The organism is Caminibacter pacificus (assembly GCF_003752135.1).
Taxonomy (GTDB): Bacteria; Campylobacterota; Campylobacteria; order Campylobacterales; family Nautiliaceae; genus Caminibacter; species Caminibacter pacificus.
The window spans coordinates 75,678-98,126 of the sequence record NZ_RJVK01000003.1; the positions used below are offsets into that span (position 1 = coordinate 75,678).

A 22,449-nucleotide genomic window follows, 5' to 3' on the forward strand; every position below is an offset into this window, starting at 1 on the left:
AAAATACAGTAGAAAAAAGATTTTTTTTCACAATATTTACTTTAAAAAAGGAAAAGACCATGCCAATGCTTGATAGCTTTTTAGTAGACCACGTAAAAATGCCAGCACCAGGAGTGAGAGTAGCAAAAAAAGTAAAAACTCCAAAAGGAGACGTTATAACGGTATATGACCTTAGATTTGCAAAACCGAACGAAGAAATCATCAGCGAAAAAGCGATGCATACCTTAGAACATCTCTTTGCCGGATATATGAGAGACAATCTACCAAACTACGAAATCATCGATATCTCTCCTATGGGATGCCGTACGGGATTTTATATGAGCGTAATAGGTGAGCCTAAAACCCAAGAAATCATAGACGCTTTTAAAAAATCAATGCAAGACATCCTAAATACAAACGATATCCCCGAAGCCAATATTTATCAATGCGGCAGCTGCTATATGCACTCTCTAAACGCCGCAAAAGAGGTCGCAAAACATATATTAAACAAAAACATCGTAGAAATCGACAACGAATCTTTAAAATTAGACCCTACAAAAATCCCGAACGTTTGTGACGTGGATAGAGATAAAGTAACGGTATTAGGATGAAATTATTAAAAAAAGAGTGGCTTTTTTTTATTTTCTTAGCCCTCTTTTTTCCTCTTTATTTTAAGCTAAAGCCCACTCTTAACGAAATAATATCCTCGATAGATTTTGCAACACTCAGAGCTTTAATAGCGCTTTTATTAATAACTACGGCACTTAGAATTTCAAAATTTTTCGATTTTCTTGCTATCAAAACCATAGATAAATTCAAAAACGAAAGAAGACTTGCGATTGCTTTTATCTCTCTTGCTTTGGTTTTATCCATGTTTTTGACCAACGACATTACTCTTTTTATTTTAGTACCTCTAACTATCGCTTTTTCATCTCAAATAAAAAACGACCTCACAAAACTCATAATTTTCGAAGCCATAGCGGTAAATGTCGGAAGCGCACTAACACCTTTTGGCAATCCTCAAAATCTTTTTTTATTCAGACAAATGGATATCGGAGTTTTGGATTTCATAAAAACTATGAGCTTTATCGTTGTGCCGGAATTGGTGTTACTTTTTATTTTCGTTTTTTTACTTTTCAAACCTAAAACATTAGAAATAGAACTAAAAGAAAAAGTAAAAGTGGATAAATTTCTGTTTTTTTCATCAATCATACTATTTTTGATATTTATTTTCGCACTTGAAAATTCATTAGTAAGATACGCTTTGATTATTATAATTTCGTTTTATCTTTTCAGCAAACAAAATGAAGTTTTTTTAAAATTCGATTATTTTTTAATTTTTACGTTTATTATAATGTTTATTGATTTTTCTCTCTTAGCAAAACTCCAAAGCATCCAAGATATTATGCACTCGTTTAAAACCGACTTTATAAACGTATTCAATATAAGCGTGGTATTATCTCAATTCATCTCAAACGTCCCGGCGGCGATTTTTATGACACATTTTTCAAACGATTACGTAGCAATTGCTTACGGAGTGAACGTCGCAGGAAACGGACTTTTGATAAGTTCTCTTGCAAACGTTATAGCGCTTAGATTTCTTAATAACTCCAAAGTTTATCTGAGCTTTCATAAATATTCTATTCCTTTTTTCATCTTATCATATCTATTAGTTTTTCTTATTATTCAAAAATTTATTTGACTTAATAATATTTTTCCACTATAATAAGACAAAAATAATCTTAAAAGGACTATTATGGATAGAAGAAAAGCACTAAAAATCGGAGCATTAGGAGCATTGGCAGCAGCTACAACTCTAAGTGCAAGCGAATACAAAGAAGAAAAAACTGATGTTTACGGAAAATATAGAGAAGGCATCAAAAACAGAGAAAAATATAAAAAAGACTCAAAAAACCCTACAAAAGGTCAGCTTAAACATACTCCTGACATCAAAATCGGACCGAAAGACACTAACGGATATACTCTTGTAGAAATTACTCTCGGGCAAGAAGGGATTATTCATCCGAGTACCGATAATCACTGGATAGATTTTATCGAATTAAACGCAGACGGAAAACTTGTAGCAAGAACTCTCTTCGAACCGGGAAAAGCAATGGGTTATGCGGCATATAAAGTAAAACTTGACGGAGTTAAAAAACTAACTGCCGTTGCGGGATGTAACATTCACGGAATTTGGGAAAATACGATTACGTTAAAATAAAAAGGGGTTAATGAACCCCGCAAGCGTTCTCAGGTCTTATCTCCTGAGTCTCTCCGCTTAAAAGTCTGTTGATAGCTTCTTCGACAGTAGGAGATACGTCGTCATAATACACTTTTATACCGGCTTGTTTAAAACCTTCAAGAGGTCTGTGACCGATACCCACAACTATTAAAGTATCAGCTCCCAAATTTTTGATATTCATTACGGCATTACCGCATGCTCCGCCGGCGTGACCGGGATTTTGAGTGAAATTTACGTCTTTTATTTCTCCGTTTTCGATATCTACGATAACATAAAAAGGAGCTTTCCCGAAATGCGCACCCCTTTTTGCAAGAAGTCCGTCGGGAGTGGATGTAGGAATTACAACTCTCATTTCAACTGCTCCTTAACTTTTTCCAAAACTTCCGGCGCTTTTTCGCCGTCTTTTTTACTAACTTTTATAATCTTCACACCCGCAAGTTTCAAAGCGTCTTCCATATTAGGACCAAGAGCCCTTACAACGATATAATCACAGTCATCAACTTTGCTCGCTTTTACGTGTTTGTGATGATGTTCTACCTCATCTGCCGTATGTTCTTCTTGATGTCCGTGTTCGTGCTCATGCTCTCCTGCATGAGTATTTTCATTCAATCCTAAAAGTTTGAATTCATTTCCGTCAAATTCGAAAATTGCAAAAAACGGAGCTCTTCCCGTTCTTGTTACAATCTCCAAACTTTCATCTTTTACAGGTACCGCAACTTTTATTGACATTTTAATCCTTTATTTCTCCCCATCCGAGGAATTCATTTGTACGCGGTAAATATAGCACATCTTTTGGACGAATGTCAATATGTAAATGTTTCAAAAGATAATCTCTCACCTCTTTAACTCTCCAGAAAAACAATAAATCACCTTTATAAGGCGTATTTGTCCAATGCCCTACACGAATAGGAATTTCCCACTCGTTTGCAATATTATTTTGAATCTCAACCATCAAATCTTCAAACTCAGTATCTTTAAGAGCTTTGTGCTCATATTCAGCAAGTGCTCTTGCGTAAGATTTACAAGCGTTTTTGATTTTTTCCAAATTTTGAGATTTTATTTTCACATCTTCAAGCACGCCTTTGAAAACATCCATATGAAAACTTTTCGTAAACTCTTTTTTCTCCAAATCGAATACTTTTACAAGCTCGTTTGAAATATTCTCTTCAGGTAAATAGATTTTTTCGGGAATTTCGATTCCATCAAGCACCGGATATTTTTCAAAAACTCTTTTTTTAACTTCTTTGCTGATTTCTTTTAGTTTCGGTTTTTCCATCAAATATTTTGTGACAAGTCTCTCAAGTTCTTTGTCTTTTTTGATGTAATAAAACACAACAGCACTCTCAAGCGCTTCCAAAATAGCGTTTCTCGGGATAAATTTTCCGTTTTCGTCTTCTAAAAATCCGTTCTTTTCAAAAGAAGTCCCGCTCCAAAATATAAGCATACTCACTCCTTACTTGAATTCAGCCAGGGCTTTATCTATTTTTTGGGAAATTTTTTCATCGAAAAGTGCGATTGTAGGCACCATCCACTCCATCCAATATCTCGCCTCACCGCTTTTATTTTCTCCGAAATATGCAAGTGCGATTCTCCCGAATCCCATCTCTTTTTCTATTTTTTTTGCATCTCTTAAAAATCTTCTCGGTACCGGCGGCAACTCTTCAAAAGGCAGTGGTTTTCCTTCGTCTCCGTGTTTTTTTACAAGATTTGCGGCACTCCCTATATTTCTTAGGGCTTCAATGATATGAATGAATTTGTGTTTTTTCAAAAACGCAAGCAATATCTCACCCGCCGGAATATGAAGTATCGGCGTATCGATATCATCTTCTCTTAGATAAACGTATAAGTGTGCTTTTCCTTCAATCATTTCTATTTTTGCAAACATTTTTTTATTTTTAGGCAGTTCGCTTAATACTTCCACCACCTCGTGTTCTACGTCGTTTTCGGTATATTTATCTCCCGCTTTCTTATCAGCTGCGGCAAAATACGTCTCTTCTCCGTCTTTTTTACCAAAAACCAAATCAAATCCCCACTTTTTAAGAGATTTAATCTTAAATTCTCTCTCTTTTTCAGGTTGTCCCAATGTCTCGAATACCAAAGTATTGAGAAGTTGTGCGCGTCTTAGCTCAGTAATCATAATGTCTCCTTATTTAGTTTTTTATAATTATATATTTTGAGTATTTATTTGTCAAGTTTTTTAAAATTTTTAGTTCATTTATATTGTTATAACTTTTTCTATCGAAAAAATTTATTTCTTATTATTTTTTCTTATATTATAAATTGTTTACATTACGTTTACACGTAACTTAATATCATTTCCCTACCGAAAAAATTTTTAAAAGGAGTTTCTATGAAGAAATTATTAGCATCACTTGCGATATCTGCAATGACGGCAGGTACGCTTATGGCAAGCAACTACGCACACGGTACTTGGAGTTACAGCGGAAAAACCGGACCTGAATATTGGGGAGATTTGAAAAAAGAATACATTATGTGTAAAATCGGAAAAAACCAATCTCCAATCGACGTTAGCGGTGCCGTTAGCGCAACACTTACACCTCTAAACATCTATTACGACGTAAAAGCCAAAACATTCCTAAATAACGGCCATACGGTAAAAGCCGAAATGAAAGACGGAGCGAAACTTTATATCGACGGAAAAGAATTTAAATTATTACAATTCCACTTCCACACACCAAGCGAAAACACTATCAACAGAGAATACTTCCCTATGGAAGCGCATTTCGTTCACTCTACAAAAGACGGAGAACTTGCGGTAGTGGCGGTTATGTTCAAAATAGGAAAATACAACCCGGCACTTCAAAAATTAGTAGATAATATGCCTAAAAAACCGGGAGTAAAAAACAACCTATGCCCGGCAAACCTAAAAGCAAAAGACCTATTACCGAAAAGTCTTGAATACTACAGATTCAACGGGTCTCTTACGACACCTCCTTGTAGTGAGGGAGTGAGATGGTTCGTTCTTAAACAACCTGTAGAAGTTAGCGAAAAGCAAATTAAAGCTTTCGAAAAAGTTATGGGTAAAAACAACAGACCTCTTCAACCTATAAACGCAAGAGTTATCCTAAAATAATTCTCTTTTTCTCCTCTTTTTTTATATAATACCCGATAAAAAAGGGTGAAAAATCAGAGCGCTTATAATTTTTTTACTCTCAACCATACTTTTTGCCTCAACACTTTTTCTAAATAAACAAGAACGCTCATGGCTAAACAACAAAAAAATAATCACCATAGGTATCACCCAAATCCCGAATCAAATTCTAAAAACAAAAAACGGATATCAAGGTTTTTTTATCGATCTTTTCAAAACTTTGGAAAACAAACTTCACGTTAAATTCAAATACGTCTATTATCACACCTGGTGCGACCTTATCAATTCCGCAAAAAAAGGAGAAATCGATATAGTATTTGCCGCACAAAAGACACCTTCGAGATTAAATTATCTCCATTTTACCGATACCGTACTTATCCAACAAAATATGGTCTTAGAAAACATAAACGCCAAAAAAATAAATTCAATAAAAGAGCTTTTCGGCAAAAAAGTCGCCGTTACAAAAGGAAGCGCCATTAGCGAATATCTCCAAGCAAAATACCCTCAAATACGTCTCATACAAACACACAGCGAGCTTGAAGCTTTAAAACTTCTCAATTCAAAAAAAGTCTCGGCCGCTATAGCAGAAACCGTAAGAGCGAATTACTACATCCAAAAACACAACCTAAACGACATTTTCCCGGCTTTTAATCTAAACTACAACTACTACCTAAAAATCGCAACGAACATAAAAGAGCCCGTTTTGAATATCATAATATCAAAAGCCCTAAACTCAATCCCGCAAGATAAAATGAAAGCCCTAAAACTAAAATGGGGTTACATAAAAGAAAAAATAGTAATTTTCGATAAAAAAACTATGATTTTTATTGCTTTGCTGTTTACTATCATCATCGCTTTTTTAATCTATCTGCATACAATCAATAGAAAACTAAAAAGAGAAATCCTCAAAAAAGAACAAGCCCTAAAAAGACTAAAACGCCTAAGAGATTCGAAACTAAATCAAATCAACCAAGCGATAAGCATAATAGCTCACCAATGGAAACAACCCCTAAGCACCCTAAAAGCCCTAAACGAACTACTTATAAAAGAGTACAAACTTGGAAAATTGGACGAAAAAGCACTAAAACAATACGAAACCAACTCCAAAAAACAAATCGAGTATATGATAAATACGATAAACGACTTCAAAGAGATATTCAAAATAAAAGAAAACAAAAAAACATTCAACCTAAAAGAGATAATCGACTTGGCAATAGACGAATGCCAAGCCGAGCTTCAAAAATCAAACATAAAAATTAAACTAAACACCCGAAACATCACCCTAAAAGGCTACCCAAACACCCTAAAACAGCTACTAATCAACCTAATCTCAAACGCAAAAGACGCCCTAAACCAAAAAAATCCGAAAAACAAAGAGATAAAAATCTCACTAAAACAAGACGACTTTATAACAATAGAAATAGAAGACAACGCAGGAGGAATTCCGATAGAGATAATAGACAAAATTTTCGAGCCATATTTCACCACCAAAAAAGAAGGCACGGGTCTTGGGCTTTATATGACTAAAATCATCTTAGAAGAGAAAATGAACGCAACCATAGACGTAGAAAATACAAAAAAAGGCGCAAAATTTACAATAAAAATCAAACCTCGCTCGGAGGAGTGAGCTTCTCTTTTTTCAAAAGTTTATCCCAAAGATTCTTATCACTCCATTCCTCTTTTATTCTATCGCTAAAAACGATATCCTCAAGCCTAATCTCACCCATATTTTTAAAATTATAAGCATCCTCCCTAAAACACTCGGCATACCCCGTATCCGTTTCGTGCACCACTACCGAATGGACTTTTACCTCTTTTTCTTCGTTTCTGAATTCCATACACTCAAGCACTCTATCCACTATCAAAAAAAAGACCCTACTAAACTGCTCGGCACTCGGATTTACAGGCAGCTCAATCCACCTCTCGCTAAATTTTTTAGCGAAATTTTTATACTCTTCATTATCCTCGCTCCAAATAGTAATAGCATGATCGAAACTATCGATAAGCTCTTTGATACTAAGCTTCATAAGTCCGAAATCATAAACCATTTGACCTTTATCCAAAAAATTACTGCTTAATTTCACTTCGACTTTATAACTATGCCCGTGAATCGAGCGACTACAACGCCTACTCGTGCAGTTTCTGACTATATGAGCGTTTTCGAATTTGTAAAGTTTTCTGATTATCACAAAATGCCTTTTTTATGTGATTTTAGCAAAAATGTGAAATTTTAAGCAAAGAGTTACTCCAATGTATCGAAGTTACTTTTCAAAAAATAGAAGAAAATAAGCGGACAAAATCAAACCCCTTTTTTCTTCCCAAAAAGCCTTATGTGGATTCTATCGCTATATCTGTAGCCGTTTTTGAGGCAAAATTCAAAAACGAAAGGTGCGTTTTTTTCAAGCTCCTCTTTTGTAGCGCCAAGAGGCATACAATAGATAGAAAGGTTGATATTTTTTGTAATATCTTCGATTTCTTTTTTCAAGTCTTTGTCGATTACGAATTTAAAAAAGCTTTTTTTTGCGTTTTTAGCGTATGATTTTATGACGTTTTTTTTGACTCTTTTATTATACTCTTCGCCGCTATTGGATAGTTTTACGCTCATGGCAAAAGCGACTTTTTTATAAGCCGGAAATTTTTCAAAATCTATATCGATAGTCGCGTTTGTTTCTATCGTTATTTGCCCCTCAAACCACTCGATTAAAGGATAAAGCTCTTTAAAATAAAGAGTAGGCTCCCCACCCGTAATCACAAGATGAGGGTCGAATTTCAGGTATTTTTTTATTTCAGTTTTTATATCTTCGATACTTTTTAATTCCCACTCTTTTTGATACCTTTTATCCACAGCATAATAACTATCACACCCCTTATCTCCAAACCCGGGACATCTCAGATTGCACCCGCCGACTCTTACAAAAACACTCGGCGTTCCGCAGTATTTGCCCTCACCCTGAATCGAATAAAAAATCTCGCTTATCGGTATTTTTTTCACTTTTTGACTTTCCATTTTTTAGAGACTATCACCCTGCCTTTTTCCAAAATCCTACCCTCGAATTCATCACCCTCTTCCACAAGCCCGACACCTTTAGGAGTGCCGGTCATTACGATATCTCCTGTGTTTAAACCGAAAATCTTATCGATATCTTCGAACAACTCCCAAGGTTTAAACATCATCAAAGAAACGTCTGCTTTTTGAATAAGCTCATCGTTTTTATAAACTTCAAGTCCCAAATCTTCTATATTTTCAAATTCCACAAAATCGCTAAAAACAGCAGCTCCCTTAAAAGCTTTTGCCCTCTCCCAAGGAAGTCCTTTTTTCTTTAGCTCGCTTTGTATTTCACGAAGCGTAAAATCAAACCCGAAACCGACTTTTAACCTATCCCCTATCAAAAAACAAATCTCACCCTCATAATGCATAGGAGAATACCCAGGAAGTACGATATCCTCACTCACACTGCTAAAAGGCTTCATAAAATATACCGGCTCGCTTGGCATTTCGTTGTTTAATTCTTTAATATGCTCTACGTAATTTCTTCCGACACAGACTATTTTATTCGCATTCATTTTTTATCCTCAATATCGCAAAGCCTTGCGTATCCTTTGCCGACTCTCGCAACAGGCTCGAAATCCCCGTCAATTATCATTTTTTCTATTTTCAAAAAGAAAGGAATCGTCGCCATCTCTTCATTTTCAAACGTTCCGTAAAGTTCGCACAAAAAAGCTCTTTTACAGCCCTTTACGATAGGCGGGAAATTTTCGTCGATTCTCTCAAGCTCGATACCGAATTTTTCCGCTTCGCTGATGTTTGAAGGCAATACTTCTCCCGTTTTATCCATAGTCTCATACATCTCGATAGGTACAAGACAAACGCTTGCTTTTTTTGTCTCTTTTATGTTTTTAAAAGTATCTTTTGGCTCGTCGATCGTAGGTTTTTTGCGCCCTATGCTTACCATTAAAAGAGGAGGTTTTGAAGACACTCCCGTAAAATAACTAAAAGGCGCAACGTTAATAATTCCATTATTCTCAGTCACAATCCAAGCAACCGGGCGCGGGATTATATTGCCGGCCATAAGTTTATAGCGTTCTTTGCTTTCAATTTCGTTAAAGTCGATAATTTGCACTATCAATCCTTTTTTTATATAATTTTTTCGTTATTATATTATAAAAGGGAGAAGGGATGAAAAAGTTAATCGTTATGGGGTTGTCTACTTTGACACTTTTTGCACTTGAAATCAAAGATAAAGTTGTTATCACAAAAGAAGCAAATCCGTCTTCTATAAAAGTTATCCTAAATATCGATAATTCTCAAAAGAAAATGCAAAACGCAATCGATTCGGCGGCAAATAACATAAAAGTTTTGAGACCTTATTGTCAAAAAGTGACGTACAGTATTAATCCGGTATATAAATACAAAGGAGACGTTAGAATTTTTGAGGGGTATAATTCTCATATTCACGCACAATGCACTTTTCCACGTACTCAAACCAAAAAATTCTCGGATGTTTTTCCTAAAATCAAAGGAATTATTACAATCCAAAATCTAAGATTCGCACTTACTCCAAAAGAGCAAGAGCAAATGGATAAAAACCTAAAACTACAAGCTTACTTACAAATTCAAAACAAACAAAACGAACTCTCAAAAAAACTGAAACTTCACTGCTTTGCAAAAAACATTCAAATAAAAAAACACTATCCTCAAATGACAATTATGAAATCACTACCTATGCCTATAGAGAAACTAAAACAAAGCATAGAAGCGGATTATACGATAGAGTGCTTCTAAACTCCCCAAACGGAAATTACAATTTTTCTGTTTGTGGGATAATCTCTGTGCTCGTTTAGATATATCCCCTGCCATGTTCCTAAATTCAACATTCCGTTTGTAATAGGAATATTAAGACTAACTCCGAACATCGAAGACTTAAAGTGTGCGGGCATATCGTCAGGACCTTCTAAGGAGTGATTATAGTCATACCCGTCGGGTACCAATTTACTCGAAATCATTTCCATATCCACTCTAACATCAGGAGAAGCGTTTTCGTTTATCGTTAAAGATGCCGAAGTGTGTTTTAAAAAAAGATTCATCATTCCCGTATTGATATCGCTAATATCAATTGAGCTTAAAATTTTATCGGTAATCAAAAAAAAGCCCCTTTTGGGAGCTTTTACAATAATCTCTTTTTGTCTGAAAATCATACGAAACCCTTAAAAATCGTCAAAACTTAAGCTACCTTTGCTGTAATTAACTACATTTCCTTCAAAAAAGTTTGTTTTTTGGTCGTTAAACGAGCTAAAACTATCAAACCAGCTAATAGGATTTTTAAGACCGACATCAGGAAATAAAAGCTCAAGCCCCATAGCTTGAGCTCTTTTATTTGCAAGATATTTTGTAAATCTATCGATAAGTTCCTTACTCATTCCCAAAATCTGGTCTTGAGTAATATACCATCCCCAATCTCTTTCAAGCTCATATGCAGCATAAAGCATATCTTTTATGTTTCTGATAACTTCAGGAGTGAAAAGGTCAGGATACTCTTTTTTAATCTCTTTAAAAATATTTGCGAATAATAGCGTATGAGTTACCTCGTCTCTTTGGATAAATCTAATCATCTGAGCGCTACCTATCATTTTCCCGGCACGAGCAAGAACGTAAAATGCCGCAAATCCATTATAAAAATAGATTCCCTCAAGCGCTTGATTCGCCACTATCATATAAATTTTCGCTTCGTCATCTCCGTTTAAAGCTTTAGCACCCCACTCTTCATATACATTTCCGATGAATTCGTTTTTCTTTCTTAGGTTTTCATCAGCTCTCCACATTTCGTAAATTTCATCGGTATTTAAAGAAATACTATCTACCATAACCGCATAACTTTGACTATGAAGAGCTTCTTCAAACGCTTGTCTTACCAAACACATATTAACCTCAGGCGCAGTAATCCAAGGGTTTACATGGTCGGGAGTGTTGTTTGTTTGGATAGAATCCATAAAAATAAGCTGAGAGAGCGCTTTATCGTACATTCTTTTTTCAGCAGGCAATAGATTTCTATATTGTCTTGCATCCTCCGTTAAATCCACTTCTCTTGGAAACCAAGTATTCGCAAGCATCATCTCCCATAGATTATAAGCCCACGGATAACTTAGTTTGTTTAGGTTAATAATCCCTTCGGTACATCCGTTAATAATAGAAGTCGTACTTCCTTTATGCACGGGACAATTGTAATTGAAAAGTTTTTTTATTTGCATCTCACTCCTCCGTTTTTAAATATTTTTTTATTTCTCTATAACAATCGAAATTATCAATCTGTTTAATTTCAGTTTTATAACATACGCACATTATATCAATTATTTTCTTCAATTTATCATAATCTTCACCAAAAATTTTTCTCAATTTTCTTTTGCATAAGAACTTCAAAAAATCTTTAATAAAAATCCATAAAAAATTAGCAATCCACAAAGCTATTAAAAAATCTACAATAATCCACAATACGACAAAATAAGACTTATGATATCTAAACAAATCAAGATAATAATTTTCATATAAAAAAATAAAAAGGAAAAAAAGAACCCCCGAAAATATACGGGAAATTGTTAGATAAGTTTTACATTTGACAACTTCTGCTTTGATAATATCGCAAATTTTTCTTAATTCACCCTTACTGACATCCGAAACACTCAACCGATCTATCCATTACTTCTTCATTTACTTCCGGAGATTGACTTCTTAGATAATAAAAACTTTTTAGTCCCAATTTCCATCCGAGAGTATAGATTTCATGCAGATATTTTCCGCTCGCTTTGTCGGTAGTAATGAAAATATTCAAACTTTGCCCTTGGTCTATCCATTTTTGTCTGATAGCCGCCGCTTTTACAAGAACTCTTTGGTCAAGCTCGTACGCAGGAGTATAGAACATATACGTATCGGCACTAAGATTCGGAACCACCACAGGAATAAGACCGCTAAGATTTTCTTCGAACCATTTTCTTTTATAAACCGGCTCGATAGTTTGAGTGGTACCCGTTAAAATAGAAATGGAACTTGTCGGCGCGATTGCCATTAAATATCCGTTTCTTATACCTTCTTTTACTTTTTTTCTTAGACCTTCCCAATCATATTGCATTGCGCTAAAGAGGTCTCTTTCGACGAGTTTTTTAGCTTCTTCATTCGCCGTATCGATAGGTAAAATACCTTTACTCCATCTACTACCCTCAAATTCAGGATAAACGCCTTTTTCTTTAGCCAAATCGCAGCTTGCGTTGATAGCATGATAGCTGATACCCTCAAAAATTTCGTCAATCACTCTTAAATGCTCTTCACTTCCCCAAAAAATCTGTTTTTCCGCAAGCATTTGAGCTTCACCCATAGCACCAAGCCCGATCGCTCTATTTCTTAAGTTGGTATCTTTCGTTTTTCTAACCGGATAGTAGTTCAAATCGATTACGTTATCAAGCATTCTAATAGCGATAGGCACAACCTTAGCAATTTTCTCAGGAGTATTTACTTTGCTAAGATTAATACTCGCAAGGTTACAAACAGCCGTTTTACCGCCGACCGATACTTTTTCTACGATATATACTTTTTTGCCGTCAATTTCGTCAAGAGAAGTGATTTTTTTAGCTTTTTTAGTTACTTTAACACCGCCGCTTATAACTTCCACATCCTCTTCTTCTTCGTATGTTACGAAGCTTTCGTCTTCAAAAGTCACTTTTACTTTATAGTGATTCGGCTCCGTATTTTGAAAAATCTCCGTACATAAGTTACTGCTTCTGATAATTCCGGCATGGTCGTTTTGGTTTCTTTTGTTTGCGTTATCTTTAAAACAAAGAAAAGGATTTCCCGTTTCGTAATATTCAAGCAGGATTTTTTTCCAAAGCTCTTTTGCTCTAATCGTCTCTTTAGAGATATTCGGGTCGTTTTCGTATTCGATATATCTTTTTTCGAACTCTTCTCCGTAAAGGTCGGTCAAATCTTTCGTTTCGTACGGGTCAAAAAGAGTCCAAAGCCCGTCTTCCATTACTCTTTTCATAAACAAATCCGGAATCCAGAGCGCCGGGAAAAGGTCGTGCGCTCTTCTTCTCTCTTCACCGCTGTTTTTTTTCAAATCCAAAAAGTCCAAAATATCCATATGCCAAGGCTCTAAATATACCGCAATAGCACCTTTTCTCGTACCGAGCTGGTCTACGGCAATAGCAATGTCGTTTGTGATTTTAAGCCAAGGAATAACCCCTCCGGCCGCGTTTTTGTGATTGTCGATAAAACTACCGAGCGCTCTTATTTTTGAAAAGTCCCAACCGATTCCTCCTCCGAATTTGGATAAAAGAGCCATCTCTTTATAATCGTCAAAAATCCCTTCGATATTGTCGTTCATACTTCCGACATAACAGCTGCTTAATTGATGGCGTGTGGTTCTTGCGTTGCTAAGAGTAGGAGTTGCCACCATAACTTCGAATTTAGAAATAACGTCGTAAAATTTCTTAGCCCAATATCCTCTAATCGATTTCGGGTCGTTCAAATCGACTTTGTCTTTGTCTTCTTGAGGAATACTCTCGGGATTCGTTTCATTCTGAGCCAAAAACATAGCAACACCCATAAAAAGCTGCTGCGGAAGCTCTATAGGATGTCCTTGTTTGTCTTTGATTATATATCTGTCATAAAGCGTTTTTATTCCGAGATATGTAAATTGAAGGTCTCTTTCGGGTTTTAGGTAATCGTTTAAATCGTCAAGGTCGTATTTTTCTTTCAATCCGGGTAAAATTCTGCCTGCCTCTTCACCCTTTTTGAAATAGTCTCTTAGATGATTATATCCCGTAAATCCGGTTACTCTATGGTACAAATCGTATAAAAACAGCCTTGCTGCTACGTAGTTCCAATTCGGTCTGTCGATATCTATTTTATCTACGGCGGTTTTGATTAAGGTTTGTTGAATCTCCTCAGTAGTGATTCCGTCTCTGAATTGTAGCTTGGCATCGAGCTCTAACTCTGCAAAATCGACCCCCTCAAGTCCTTCACAAGCCGCTTGAGTGTATTTTCTGATTTTTGAAATATCAAGCGGTTCGCGTCTTCCGTTTCTTTTTATAACTGTAATACCCGGATACATATATCTCCTTTTTTTATGAAAAATGATTAACTAATGATAACTTGTCAATCTGACAATGAAGTGATTTTATCTATTTCGTAATCTTATCAACTAAACCTTAAAGTCTCCCTTAAACTTAACACAAAAATAATTTTTTTTGAAGAAAAAGAAGAAAAAGCCCGAAATTTAGGCACCGAATAATTTTATTAAACTCACAGCCAAAAGCGCTGCAAAATATGCGAATACGTTAGGATAGACCGTATAAAAAAGTCTCCAAGCCCACTGAGGCACCTCAGCCCAAAACGTACTCATAGCCGCAAGACACGGAGAATAAAACATAATCACGATAATCATAGCCACAGCAGCCGTAAACGGAAGCGATTTTTTTATGTTTTCTATTAATGTTTTTGAATTGCTGCTTCCGTTGCCGTAAAGTACCGCCATAGTCGATACGATATTCTCTTTTGCTGCAAGCCCCGCCATTAAAGATACGTCTTCTCTCCAGCCCAAATCAAGCGGTTTTGTTATCGGCTCCATAAGTTTTCCGATTCTCGCAAGATACGAATTTTCAAGTATCTCTTTATGCATTTTGGCCTGCAACTGCGGGGTTTGCGGCATATTTTCGTATTTTTTGATAATTTCCGCTCTTGGAAACGAACTCAAAACCCAAATAAGCAACGATGCAACCGCTATAAAAGTACCCGCTTTTTGTAAATAAAGTTTCGTTTTTATCCATAAATCGAAAAGCAGGGATTTTAGCTTCGGAAATCTGTATTTCGGAAGCTCCATAACAAAAGGTTCCGGCTCTCCTTTAAAGAGTACCGCTCTTAATACTTTAGCCACGACAAGACCGGTGAGCGCTCCTCCTATATAAATGGCAAACATTACGTTACCTTGAATCTCTTTTGGGAAAAACGCACTCACCAACAACACATAAACAGGCAGTCTCGCCCCACAACTCATAAAGCCTATTACAAGCATAGTTATTAATCTGTCTTTCGGGTTTTTTAGCGTTCTTGCGGCCATATACGCCGGTACGCTACACCCAAATCCCGTCACCAAAGGTATGAAAGCCCTTCCTTGAAGCCCGAATCTTTTGAGCACTCCGTCCATTACATACGCGGCTCTTGCCATATATCCGGTTTGTTCTAAAAGATTGATTCCCAAAAACAAAATAAGAATATTCGGTAAAAACATCACCACGGCACCCACCGCCGGTATAACCCCTTGGGTAATTGCGTCTTTTACGATACCGCTCGGGAGCAAAGAGCCTATATAATTCGCAAACGACTCGAAACCTTTTCCTATATAATCCATAGGTATCGCACCAAGACTAAAAGTCGCCTGAAAAATCGCCCACATAATTAATAAAAACAGAGGAAGTCCCAAAATAGGATGAATCAAAATCTTATCTATTTTTTCGGTCAAAGTCTCTTTTTTAGGGCGTTTTGCGATTTGTGTCACCATTCCTTTGCTTAGAGCATATCTCTCTTCAAAAAGTATCGTTTTTGTGTCTTCTTCGTCATATTCGCCTCTTAAAATGTCTTTTGCTTTTTTCAAAACAGGCAAAAGATCGCTAAACCACACCTTTTCATGCACTATTTTATAGACGTCTTCGTCGTCTTCAAGGAGTCTTATTGCTATAAATCTTTTCGAAAATCTACACTCCTTAACGACCTTTTTCAAATTCTCCACTTGCTCTTCGACAAGTTCGCTGTAATAAACTTTCGGAGTGTTTTTCAATTCGTATGTTTTTATTACTTTTTCAAAAAGCTCTTCAAGCCCGAAATTCTCTTTTGCCGAGACATTTTGAGCCATTATATTCGTAAGTTTATAAAATCTATCGGTATCTATCTCTCCGCCGCCTCTTGCAAATTCGTCATACATATTAAAAGCGACAACCATCGGTTTTTGCAAATCGGCAAGCTGCCACGTAAAAGTGAGGTTTTTTTCGAGCTGATTCGAATCCACTACGTTTAAAATCAAGTCATATTCTTCATTTAACAAAAATTTCTTCGTCACCTCTTCTTCGGGAGTATAAGCATGAAAAGAGTATGTCCCCGGTAGGTCTATCAGTTTTAGCTTAACGCCTCCCCTTTCGAATTCCACTTCTTTTTTCTCGACGGTCACGCCGCTGAAATTCCCGACATGCAAAGTCGCACCCGAAATGGAGTTTATCAAATGAGATTTTCCCACATTCGGCTGACCGACAAGCGCTATTTTTATCTCTTTCATCACACCTCCAAATTATATTTTCTCAACTTCAACAAGCGCCGCTTCTTCGCTTCTAAGAGCAATCGGCACTCTATTCACTTCCACTTCGAAAGTATTTTTTGCAAGAGTATGTTTTAAAACTTTTATTTTTTCGCCTTTTGTAATACCCATAGATAAAAGTCTGCTTTTTAAAGGCTCGCTTGCGAACACCTTTCTTACAATAGCTTCATCTCCGATATTCAGCTCGTTTAGTTTCACTCCCACTCCTTAATACTTTGTTTGGTATAATATCAATAACTAAAAAAATTTTTTTTGACAAATATCAAGAAAAGGCAAAAAATGTGCTTGGTCGAATATTATACCTACGACGATTATAAAAAATGGGAAGGCGATTGGGAGCTGATTCGCGGCTGTCCCGTAGCTATGGCTCCGAGTCCCGTAATATCTCATCAATATTTAACAACTATGTTTGTAGTGGAACTGAATAAAATATATCAAGAGTGCGAAGAGTGTATGGTTTTAGCGGAAGAAGATTGGATTGTAGAAGAGGATACGGTACTTAGACCGGATGTAAGCGTAGTATGCAACGAACAAAACGAATACATAACAAAAGCACCCGAAATCGTCGTAGAAGTAGTTAGTAAATCGACCGCAAAAAGAGATGAAAAAATCAAATTCGACATTTATGAAAAAGAGATGGTGAAATATTATATTTTGGCATATCCTGAATTTTTAAAAGCGAAAGTATATAAAAATGAAAACGGAAAATTCATAAAAATAGGCGACTTTTCAAATGAAAAGTTAAAAATTTCCGACACTTCATGCGAAGGTGAAATAGATTTTGATACGATTTTCAAAAAATTAAGGAGTAAAAAATGATTCTTTCAACCCCTCTAAAATCAAAATCAATAAAAATTATGCTTTTAGGCTCGGGTGAGCTTGGAAAAGAAGTGGCTATCGAAGCAAACCGCTTAGGATGTGAAGTAATAGCTGTGGATAGATATCCGAATGCTCCTGCTATGCTTGTGGCTCAAAAATCATACGTCATAGATATGAAAAACAAAGCTCAAGTACTTGATGTCATAAGACGCGAAAAGCCCGATTTCGTACTGCCTGAAATTGAAGCTATAAATATCGAAGCTCTTTTTGAAGCCGAAAAAGAAGGAATTCACGTAATACCGAATGCCGAAGCCGTAAATAAAACTATGAATAGAAAAAATATACGCGTATTCGCAGCCGAAGTTTTGGGACTTAAAACTTCAAAATACGAATTCGTCTCAACATACGAAGACTTAAAAGCGGCATGCGACAAACTCGGGTATCCCGTAGTCGTAAAACCTATTATGAGCTCTTCAGGACACGGACAAAGTATCGTAAAAAACCCCGAAGAAGTAATTACCGCTTGGGAATTCGCAAAAGCGGACGCCAGAGGAAGTGCGGATGAATTAATTGTAGAAGAGTTTATCGATTTTGATTATGAAATCACGATGCTAACGGCAAAAAACGATAATGAAATCGTATTTTGTCCGCCTATCGGACATATTCAAAGCGGAGGAGATTATATTTTCTCATGGCAAGAGATGGAAATGAGCGAAATCGCTTTAAAAAAATCTCAAGAAATCGCTAAAAAAATCGTCGAAGGTCTTGGAGGTAGAGGAATTTTCGGAGTCGAGCTGTTCGTAAAAGGAGATGAAGTTTATTTTAGTGAAGTATCCCCTCGTCCTCACGATACCGGACTTGTTACCTTAATCACTCAAAGCCAAAGCGAATTTGCTCTTCATATAAGAGCGGTACTAAACCTGCCTCTTGGATTTGAATTTTTAACTCCGGGAGCATCTGCTGCGTTTAAAGCCGACAAAGATTCTTATATCCCTCAATTCGAAATAGACCCTGAAGTTTTCAGTGATAAAAGCCGCTTTATAGTATTTGGAAAACCTGAAGCTCATCCGGGACGTAGAATGGGAGTGCTTTTGGTAAGTGACAAAACATCAAAAGAAGCTTTAAAAAGAGCAAAAGAGCTTATAGGAAAAATAAAACTTTTCTAATTTTTCCTTCTTTATCTACTTTTTATACAAAAAATTAACTCTAAATTAAAAAAACTTCTTTAATTGATTAAAAATTAATCAATTATGTTACACAATTACCTAAAACATTTTAATATGATTAAGTTGTAAAAAAATCCTCAAGGAGAGAGAATGAAAAAAGTAGAAGCTATTATCAAGCCTTTTAAACTTGATGATGTTAAAGAAGCGTTATTTGAAGCAGGTGTTAGCGGTATTACGGTTAGTGAAGTAAAAGGTCACGGAAGACAACAAGGTCACACGGAATTATACAGAGGTGCGGAGTATGTTGTGGATTTCTTACCTAAAATCAAAATCGAACTTGTCGTAAAAGACGACGAACTCGAAAAAGTACTCGAAGTTATTCAAGAAAGCGCAAGAACAGGAAAAATCGGGGACGGAAAAATTTTCGTAATTCCTGTAGAAAAAGCTATCAGAATCAGAACGGGCGAAGAAGACGAAGAAGCTATCTAAAAATAACAAACTAAAGGAGATATTATGGATTTAGCATGGGCTCTTGATACCTTTTTTGCGTTATTTGCCTTTACGCTAATTATCCTTATGGTTCCCGGCTTTGCAATGCTTGAAGCCGGACTTGTAAGAACGAAAAACGTAACTGCGGTACTTACAGTAAATACGATGATTTATCTTGTAGCGAGTCTCGTATTTTTCTTATGGGGATATGTATTGGCATTCGGCGGATGGGACGGAAGCAGTATGAGTATGTATGCGGCATTTCTTTTCCAACTTGCATTCGTCGGTAAAACAGTGAATATTATGAGCGGAGGTGTGAGCGAAAGAACAAGAATTATTCCTCTTGCGATTTTTACTATTTTTATGGCGGGGCTTATTTATCCTCTTGTAGTGAATTGGACTTGGGGTGCAAATATGCTAAAAGGTACGTTCCTTGATATTTCGGCAATGCACGACCTTGCCGGTTCTACAGTCATCCACTCGACAGGTGCTTGGGCACTACTTGCGGCTATCTTAATTATCGGACCGAGAAAAGGAAGATACACAAAAGACGGAAAAGTTAGAGTAATTCCGGCAAGTAATATTCCTCTTGTAGTTTTAGGAGCGTTTTTACTCTGGATCGGTTGGTTCGGATTCAACGGCGGAAGTGTAGGAAGTATTTCGAGCAAAGAAGCGGCAAATACGGTAGCTCTTGTTGTTATGAATACAAACAACGCAGGATTAATAGGCGGACTTGCAGTAATGGTGCTAAGCTACTTAACATACAAAAAATTCGATATTACTATGATTTTAAACGGAGCGTTGGGTGGTCTTGTAGCAATTACGGCTGGAGCCGATGTTGTTAGCCCGTATGCAGCTTTACTAATAGGTCTTATCGGTGGTATTTTGGTATTTTATGCGGTACCATTCTTTGATAAATTAAGACTTGACGACCCTGTCGGTGCTCTATCAGTTCACCTTGTAAACGGAATTTGGGGAACTATCGCTACCGGAATTTGGGGTAAAGGCGTTAGTCTTGCAGCTCAAATCAAAGGTGTTGTAGTTGTAGGAATTTTTGCGTTTGTGGCGTCTTATATTATCATTTGGGCAATTAATAAAATCGTTCCGTTTAGAGCGAATGAAGAAGATGAAATCGAAGGGCTCGACGTTAGCGAATGCGGGATTGAAAGCTATCCTGAATTCAAAAGAGCTATCTGATTTCCTCCTTCTTTTTTCTTTTTTATATCCGTAAAATACTCAGACACTGAATTTTACATTTAAAAAAAGAAACAAAGAGATTTCGATTAAATTTTGAATTGTGAAATCTCTTTTAAAAGTTCGTCCGCAAGAGTTGCGATTCTGTGGATGTAAGATTGATTTGATAATACTTTTTCTTTGTTTTCGGAAGAGAGTTTTTGAATTTCGTTCATTTTTTTGATGAAATCTTCCATAATTTTTACAACTTTTTCCACTTCTTCTACGTTTTGGTCCACTTTTACGACCACTTCTTCCATTTTTGTAGATACTTCTTGGATTCTACCTTGTACTTCGCCTGTTTTTTCCGTTACTCTATTTACGTTTTCGATATTTTTATTCATATCCGTACTTGCCGAATTAATCGCTTGAACGATTACGTTAATAGTAGCGTCTATTTCGCCAAGAGATTTTTGAGTACGCTCAGCTAATTTTCTAACCTCATCGGCAACTACCGCAAACCCTCTTCCGTGCTCTCCTGCTCTTGCTGCTTCAATTGCGGCGTTTAGAGCAAGAAGATTCGTTTGATCGGCAATTTCTCTAATAACTGTCAATACGTTTTTAACTTGCTCCGCATCTTGAGATAGTTGTTGTAATCTCATAGCAAGTTCGTTTTCGTTTTCAGCATTTAGTTGAATATTACTCATTGTATCTTCAATAAGCTTAATTGCTTCTTGCAATGATTCGTTTGCATCCACGATAGCGTTTTTGACTTCGTTTGAGTTTTCCGCTTCTTCGTTTAATTTTTCTCTAAGCTCGTTTGTAGTTTCCGAAGCGTTTGTTACGATATTCGCTTCTTTTTGTATATTTTCGGTGATTGAACCGAATGATTTTTCAAGATTTGTCGCAACTTGTTTATTTTCGATAGAGCTTGTATGAGCGCTCATCATAACTTCATGAAGCGAAGCCAAGAACGTTCTTAATGCCTTTCTAATATCACCGAATTCGTCATCTTCGTAAATGTATACTTCAATAGATAAGTCTTTATTTTCTGCAATCATTAAAATCAGATTTTTAAGACTGTTTAATTGTAATGTAAACGATCTGATAATGAAATATGATAAGAATAGTACTATTAAAATTGAAATCGCTCCGATAATCGCTTCCATAATCGCATGGTCTTTAATCGAATTCAAATCTTGCATAATAATTTTTGCAATATTATCGTCAATTCTTTTTAGAGCGTTGATTTTTTTAGTAATTGTCTTAAACCAATATTCAGGATCGATATTAAATCCACCCGTTTTATGATGAGAAATAGCAATATCTCTCATTCTTTGTACTTCCGCAAACTCAGGTTCTTTTATTGTTTTGAAATAAAGATCTTTCATTTCTTTGTTTGCAAAAGTTAAAAAGTCGTCAATATATGCATCTTGTTCTGATATTAATCTTATAAGCTTAGTATACATTCCCGGAGCAAATTTATCCGCACCGAATGTTGCACTAAGCACCGCCCTTTCAATCCCCGCTCTTTCTTTTGCTTTCAAAAACGAAGTATAAGCGGCAAGGTCCATACCGATTTTTTCATTAGGCGCAAATCTTGCAGCATAACCGATGATTTTTAAAATAGTGGCATTCATTTGAGAGTACCACTTAACTTCATCTTGTAAAGAAATTTGAAAATTATCCACTTTATTTCTAATCTCCGGGAGCATTTTTAAATATTGGTTTAATTTTTCAATCTCTTGTTTAAATTCTGGAGAATATTTAGCCAAATCGAGTTTTTTTAGAACTTGAAGATATTCTTTAATACGCTCATCCGTTAGCGCTCTTTGTTTAGGAAGCATTTCTGCAAATTTTTTTCCGTGACTTCCTAAATATCCGGCACTCATACCTCTTTCTTTTTGGGTTTCGTGAATTAGTTTGCTTAATGACTCACTAAGTACGATAAGTTCAGTCAACTGTGCTTTTTTCTTTTCAAAATCAAAATGTCTTACCAACTCTTTGCCGGTAAAATAGACAATCATGATAATAGAAAGCAATACTACCGTAATTACTTTGGTTTTTAGCGAGAGCTTGTGAATGAAATTCATACTTCCTCCTTAAAATTTAGCTATT

24 protein-coding genes are annotated in these 22,449 nt (G+C 36.1%); 10 read left to right on the forward strand and 14 right to left on the reverse strand.

Annotated elements, in window-relative coordinates:
• Positions 1-59: 59 nt before the first annotated feature.
• Genes luxS through EDC58_RS06730 form a run of 3 tightly spaced genes read left to right on the forward strand, consistent with a single transcriptional unit; the run spans position 60 to position 2,200 of the window.
• A complete protein-coding gene (gene luxS / locus EDC58_RS06720; protein ID WP_123352752.1) occupies positions 60-590 on the forward strand; it encodes an S-ribosylhomocysteine lyase in 531 nt (176 codons plus the stop codon).
• On the forward strand, positions 587-1,681 hold the full coding sequence (locus tag EDC58_RS06725) for an SLC13 family permease (RefSeq protein WP_123352753.1): 1,095 nt from the start codon (positions 587-589) through the stop codon (positions 1,679-1,681). The genes luxS and EDC58_RS06725 overlap by 4 nt, the downstream gene beginning before the upstream one ends.
• Positions 1,682-1,735: 54 nt before the next feature.
• Entirely contained in the window at positions 1,736-2,200 is a 465-nt protein-coding gene (locus EDC58_RS06730) for a desulfoferrodoxin family protein (RefSeq protein WP_123352754.1), read from the forward strand.
• A 7-nt stretch (positions 2,201-2,207) separates the two neighbouring features.
• Here EDC58_RS06730 and EDC58_RS06735 read toward each other — a convergent pair whose 3' ends face one another.
• The 4 genes from EDC58_RS06735 to EDC58_RS06750 are packed head-to-tail and all read right to left on the reverse strand — an operon-like array spanning position 2,208 to position 4,358.
• On the reverse strand, positions 2,208-2,573 hold the full coding sequence (locus tag EDC58_RS06735; RefSeq protein WP_123352755.1) for a NifB/NifX family molybdenum-iron cluster-binding protein: 366 nt from the start codon (positions 2,571-2,573) through the stop codon (positions 2,208-2,210).
• Positions 2,570-2,950 carry a NifB/NifX family molybdenum-iron cluster-binding protein gene (locus EDC58_RS06740; protein ID WP_123352756.1) on the reverse strand — a complete coding sequence of 127 codons (381 nt, stop codon included), beginning with the start codon at positions 2,948-2,950 and terminating at the stop codon, positions 2,570-2,572. The genes EDC58_RS06735 and EDC58_RS06740 overlap by 4 nt, the downstream gene beginning before the upstream one ends.
• Before the next feature lies 1 nt (position 2,951).
• Positions 2,952-3,665: a hypothetical protein gene (locus tag EDC58_RS06745; protein WP_123352757.1), complete on the reverse strand. Its 714-nt coding sequence runs from the start codon at positions 3,663-3,665 to the stop codon at positions 2,952-2,954.
• A gap of 9 nt (positions 3,666-3,674) precedes the next feature.
• The gene (locus EDC58_RS06750) at positions 3,675-4,358 is read right to left on the reverse strand and encodes a TIGR00703 family protein (RefSeq protein ID WP_123352758.1); all 684 of its coding nucleotides are present in this window, start codon (positions 4,356-4,358) and stop codon (positions 3,675-3,677) included.
• Positions 4,359-4,571: 213 nt separating this feature from the next.
• Between EDC58_RS06750 and EDC58_RS06755 the strand changes: the two genes are divergently transcribed.
• Positions 4,572-5,315 carry a carbonic anhydrase gene (locus tag EDC58_RS06755; protein WP_123352759.1) on the forward strand — a complete coding sequence of 248 codons (744 nt, stop codon included), beginning with the start codon at positions 4,572-4,574 and terminating at the stop codon, positions 5,313-5,315.
• A gap of 172 nt (positions 5,316-5,487) precedes the next feature.
• Positions 5,488-6,960 carry an ATP-binding protein gene (locus tag EDC58_RS06760; protein WP_338025535.1) on the forward strand — a complete coding sequence of 491 codons (1,473 nt, stop codon included), beginning with the start codon at positions 5,488-5,490 and terminating at the stop codon, positions 6,958-6,960.
• Here EDC58_RS06760 and EDC58_RS06765 read toward each other — a convergent pair.
• The 4 genes from EDC58_RS06765 to EDC58_RS06780 all read right to left on the reverse strand — a co-directional run bounded on the left by EDC58_RS06765 (position 6,938) and on the right by EDC58_RS06780 (position 9,454).
• Positions 6,938-7,522: a 6-pyruvoyl trahydropterin synthase family protein gene (locus EDC58_RS06765; protein WP_123352761.1), complete on the reverse strand. Its 585-nt coding sequence runs from the start codon at positions 7,520-7,522 to the stop codon at positions 6,938-6,940. The two genes, EDC58_RS06760 and EDC58_RS06765, sit on opposite strands and share 23 nt — an antisense overlap.
• Positions 7,523-7,632: 110 nt before the next feature.
• Positions 7,633-8,325 carry a 7-carboxy-7-deazaguanine synthase QueE gene (locus EDC58_RS06770; RefSeq protein ID WP_235823191.1) on the reverse strand — a complete coding sequence of 231 codons (693 nt, stop codon included), beginning with the start codon at positions 8,323-8,325 and terminating at the stop codon, positions 7,633-7,635.
• A complete protein-coding gene (locus EDC58_RS06775) occupies positions 8,322-8,897 on the reverse strand; it encodes a fumarylacetoacetate hydrolase family protein (protein ID WP_123352763.1) in 576 nt (191 codons plus the stop codon). The genes EDC58_RS06770 and EDC58_RS06775 overlap by 4 nt, the downstream gene beginning before the upstream one ends.
• Positions 8,894-9,454 carry a flavin reductase family protein gene (locus tag EDC58_RS06780; RefSeq protein WP_235823192.1) on the reverse strand — a complete coding sequence of 187 codons (561 nt, stop codon included), beginning with the start codon at positions 9,452-9,454 and terminating at the stop codon, positions 8,894-8,896. Before EDC58_RS06780 ends, EDC58_RS06775 begins: the two co-directional genes overlap by 4 nt.
• 56 nt (positions 9,455-9,510) lie before the next feature.
• Here EDC58_RS06780 and EDC58_RS06785 point away from each other — a divergent pair, with 56 nt between their 5' ends.
• Entirely contained in the window at positions 9,511-10,116 is a 606-nt protein-coding gene (locus EDC58_RS06785) for a hypothetical protein (protein WP_123352764.1), read from the forward strand.
• Here EDC58_RS06785 and EDC58_RS06790 read toward each other — a convergent pair.
• The 5 genes from EDC58_RS06790 to EDC58_RS06815 all read right to left on the reverse strand — a co-directional run bounded on the left by EDC58_RS06790 (position 10,113) and on the right by EDC58_RS06815 (position 16,882).
• Positions 10,113-10,529: a secondary thiamine-phosphate synthase enzyme YjbQ gene (locus EDC58_RS06790; RefSeq protein ID WP_123352765.1), complete on the reverse strand. Its 417-nt coding sequence runs from the start codon at positions 10,527-10,529 to the stop codon at positions 10,113-10,115. The two genes, EDC58_RS06785 and EDC58_RS06790, sit on opposite strands and share 4 nt — an antisense overlap.
• A gap of 9 nt (positions 10,530-10,538) precedes the next feature.
• Complete coding sequence (locus EDC58_RS06795) at positions 10,539-11,579, reverse strand: ribonucleotide-diphosphate reductase subunit beta (RefSeq protein ID WP_123352766.1); 1,041 nt, start codon at positions 11,577-11,579, stop codon at positions 10,539-10,541.
• Positions 11,580-11,989: 410 nt separating this feature from the next.
• Complete coding sequence (locus EDC58_RS06805; protein ID WP_123352903.1) at positions 11,990-14,419, reverse strand: ribonucleoside-diphosphate reductase subunit alpha; 2,430 nt, start codon at positions 14,417-14,419, stop codon at positions 11,990-11,992.
• A 177-nt stretch (positions 14,420-14,596) separates the two neighbouring features.
• Positions 14,597-16,645 carry a ferrous iron transport protein B gene (feoB, locus tag EDC58_RS06810; RefSeq protein WP_123352768.1) on the reverse strand — a complete coding sequence of 683 codons (2,049 nt, stop codon included), beginning with the start codon at positions 16,643-16,645 and terminating at the stop codon, positions 14,597-14,599.
• A 12-nt stretch (positions 16,646-16,657) separates the two neighbouring features.
• Positions 16,658-16,882, reverse strand: a complete 225-nt coding sequence (locus EDC58_RS06815; RefSeq protein WP_123352769.1) for a FeoA family protein — start codon at positions 16,880-16,882, stop codon at positions 16,658-16,660.
• An 81-nt stretch (positions 16,883-16,963) separates the two neighbouring features.
• On the opposite strand from EDC58_RS06815, the gene EDC58_RS06820 reads away from it, so the two are divergent.
• The 4 genes from EDC58_RS06820 (at position 16,964) to EDC58_RS06835 (ending at position 20,355) form a co-directional block, all read left to right on the forward strand.
• Entirely contained in the window at positions 16,964-17,503 is a 540-nt protein-coding gene (locus tag EDC58_RS06820; RefSeq protein WP_123352770.1) for a Uma2 family endonuclease, read from the forward strand.
• Positions 17,500-18,669 (forward strand): formate-dependent phosphoribosylglycinamide formyltransferase, encoded by a 1,170-nt coding sequence (gene purT, locus EDC58_RS06825; RefSeq protein WP_123352771.1) that lies wholly within the window; start codon positions 17,500-17,502, stop codon positions 18,667-18,669. The genes EDC58_RS06820 and purT overlap by 4 nt, the downstream gene beginning before the upstream one ends.
• A 150-nt stretch (positions 18,670-18,819) precedes the next feature.
• Complete coding sequence (locus EDC58_RS06830) at positions 18,820-19,158, forward strand: P-II family nitrogen regulator (RefSeq protein WP_123352772.1); 339 nt, start codon at positions 18,820-18,822, stop codon at positions 19,156-19,158.
• 24 nt (positions 19,159-19,182) lie between these two features.
• Positions 19,183-20,355, forward strand: coding sequence for an ammonium transporter (locus EDC58_RS06835; RefSeq protein ID WP_123352773.1), 1,173 nt, complete (start codon positions 19,183-19,185; stop codon positions 20,353-20,355).
• 86 nt (positions 20,356-20,441) lie between these two features.
• Here the strand turns inward: EDC58_RS06835 and EDC58_RS06840 are convergent, their stop codons facing one another.
• A complete protein-coding gene (locus EDC58_RS06840) occupies positions 20,442-22,424 on the reverse strand; it encodes a methyl-accepting chemotaxis protein (RefSeq protein ID WP_123352774.1) in 1,983 nt (660 codons plus the stop codon).
• Positions 22,425-22,449: the final 25 nt, after the last annotated feature.

Coding starts and splice junctions, on each gene's coding strand:
- EDC58_RS06835 (WP_123352773.1), top strand. CDS start 19,183: ATGGATTTAGCATGGGCTCTTGATACCTTTTTTGCGTTATTTGCCTTT.
- luxS (WP_123352752.1), top strand. CDS start 60: ATGCCAATGCTTGATAGCTTTTTAGTAGACCACGTAAAAATGCCAGCA.
- EDC58_RS06745 (WP_123352757.1), bottom strand. CDS start 3,665: ATGCTTATATTTTGGAGCGGGACTTCTTTTGAAAAGAACGGATTTTTA.
- EDC58_RS06755 (WP_123352759.1), top strand. CDS start 4,572: ATGAAGAAATTATTAGCATCACTTGCGATATCTGCAATGACGGCAGGT.
- EDC58_RS06730 (WP_123352754.1), top strand. CDS start 1,736: ATGGATAGAAGAAAAGCACTAAAAATCGGAGCATTAGGAGCATTGGCA.
- EDC58_RS06830 (WP_123352772.1), top strand. CDS start 18,820: ATGAAAAAAGTAGAAGCTATTATCAAGCCTTTTAAACTTGATGATGTT.
- EDC58_RS06775 (WP_123352763.1), bottom strand. CDS start 8,897: ATGAATGCGAATAAAATAGTCTGTGTCGGAAGAAATTACGTAGAGCAT.
- EDC58_RS06750 (WP_123352758.1), bottom strand. CDS start 4,358: ATGATTACTGAGCTAAGACGCGCACAACTTCTCAATACTTTGGTATTC.
- EDC58_RS06840 (WP_123352774.1), bottom strand. CDS start 22,424: ATGAATTTCATTCACAAGCTCTCGCTAAAAACCAAAGTAATTACGGTA.
- EDC58_RS06735 (WP_123352755.1), bottom strand. CDS start 2,573: ATGAGAGTTGTAATTCCTACATCCACTCCCGACGGACTTCTTGCAAAA.
- EDC58_RS06795 (WP_123352766.1), bottom strand. CDS start 11,579: ATGCAAATAAAAAAACTTTTCAATTACAATTGTCCCGTGCATAAAGGA.
- purT (WP_123352771.1), top strand. CDS start 17,500: ATGATTCTTTCAACCCCTCTAAAATCAAAATCAATAAAAATTATGCTT.
- feoB (WP_123352768.1), bottom strand. CDS start 16,645: ATGAAAGAGATAAAAATAGCGCTTGTCGGTCAGCCGAATGTGGGAAAA.
- EDC58_RS06725 (WP_123352753.1), top strand. CDS start 587: ATGAAATTATTAAAAAAAGAGTGGCTTTTTTTTATTTTCTTAGCCCTC.
- EDC58_RS06790 (WP_123352765.1), bottom strand. CDS start 10,529: ATGATTTTCAGACAAAAAGAGATTATTGTAAAAGCTCCCAAAAGGGGC.
- EDC58_RS06740 (WP_123352756.1), bottom strand. CDS start 2,950: ATGTCAATAAAAGTTGCGGTACCTGTAAAAGATGAAAGTTTGGAGATT.
- EDC58_RS06820 (WP_123352770.1), top strand. CDS start 16,964: ATGTGCTTGGTCGAATATTATACCTACGACGATTATAAAAAATGGGAA.
- EDC58_RS06785 (WP_123352764.1), top strand. CDS start 9,511: ATGAAAAAGTTAATCGTTATGGGGTTGTCTACTTTGACACTTTTTGCA.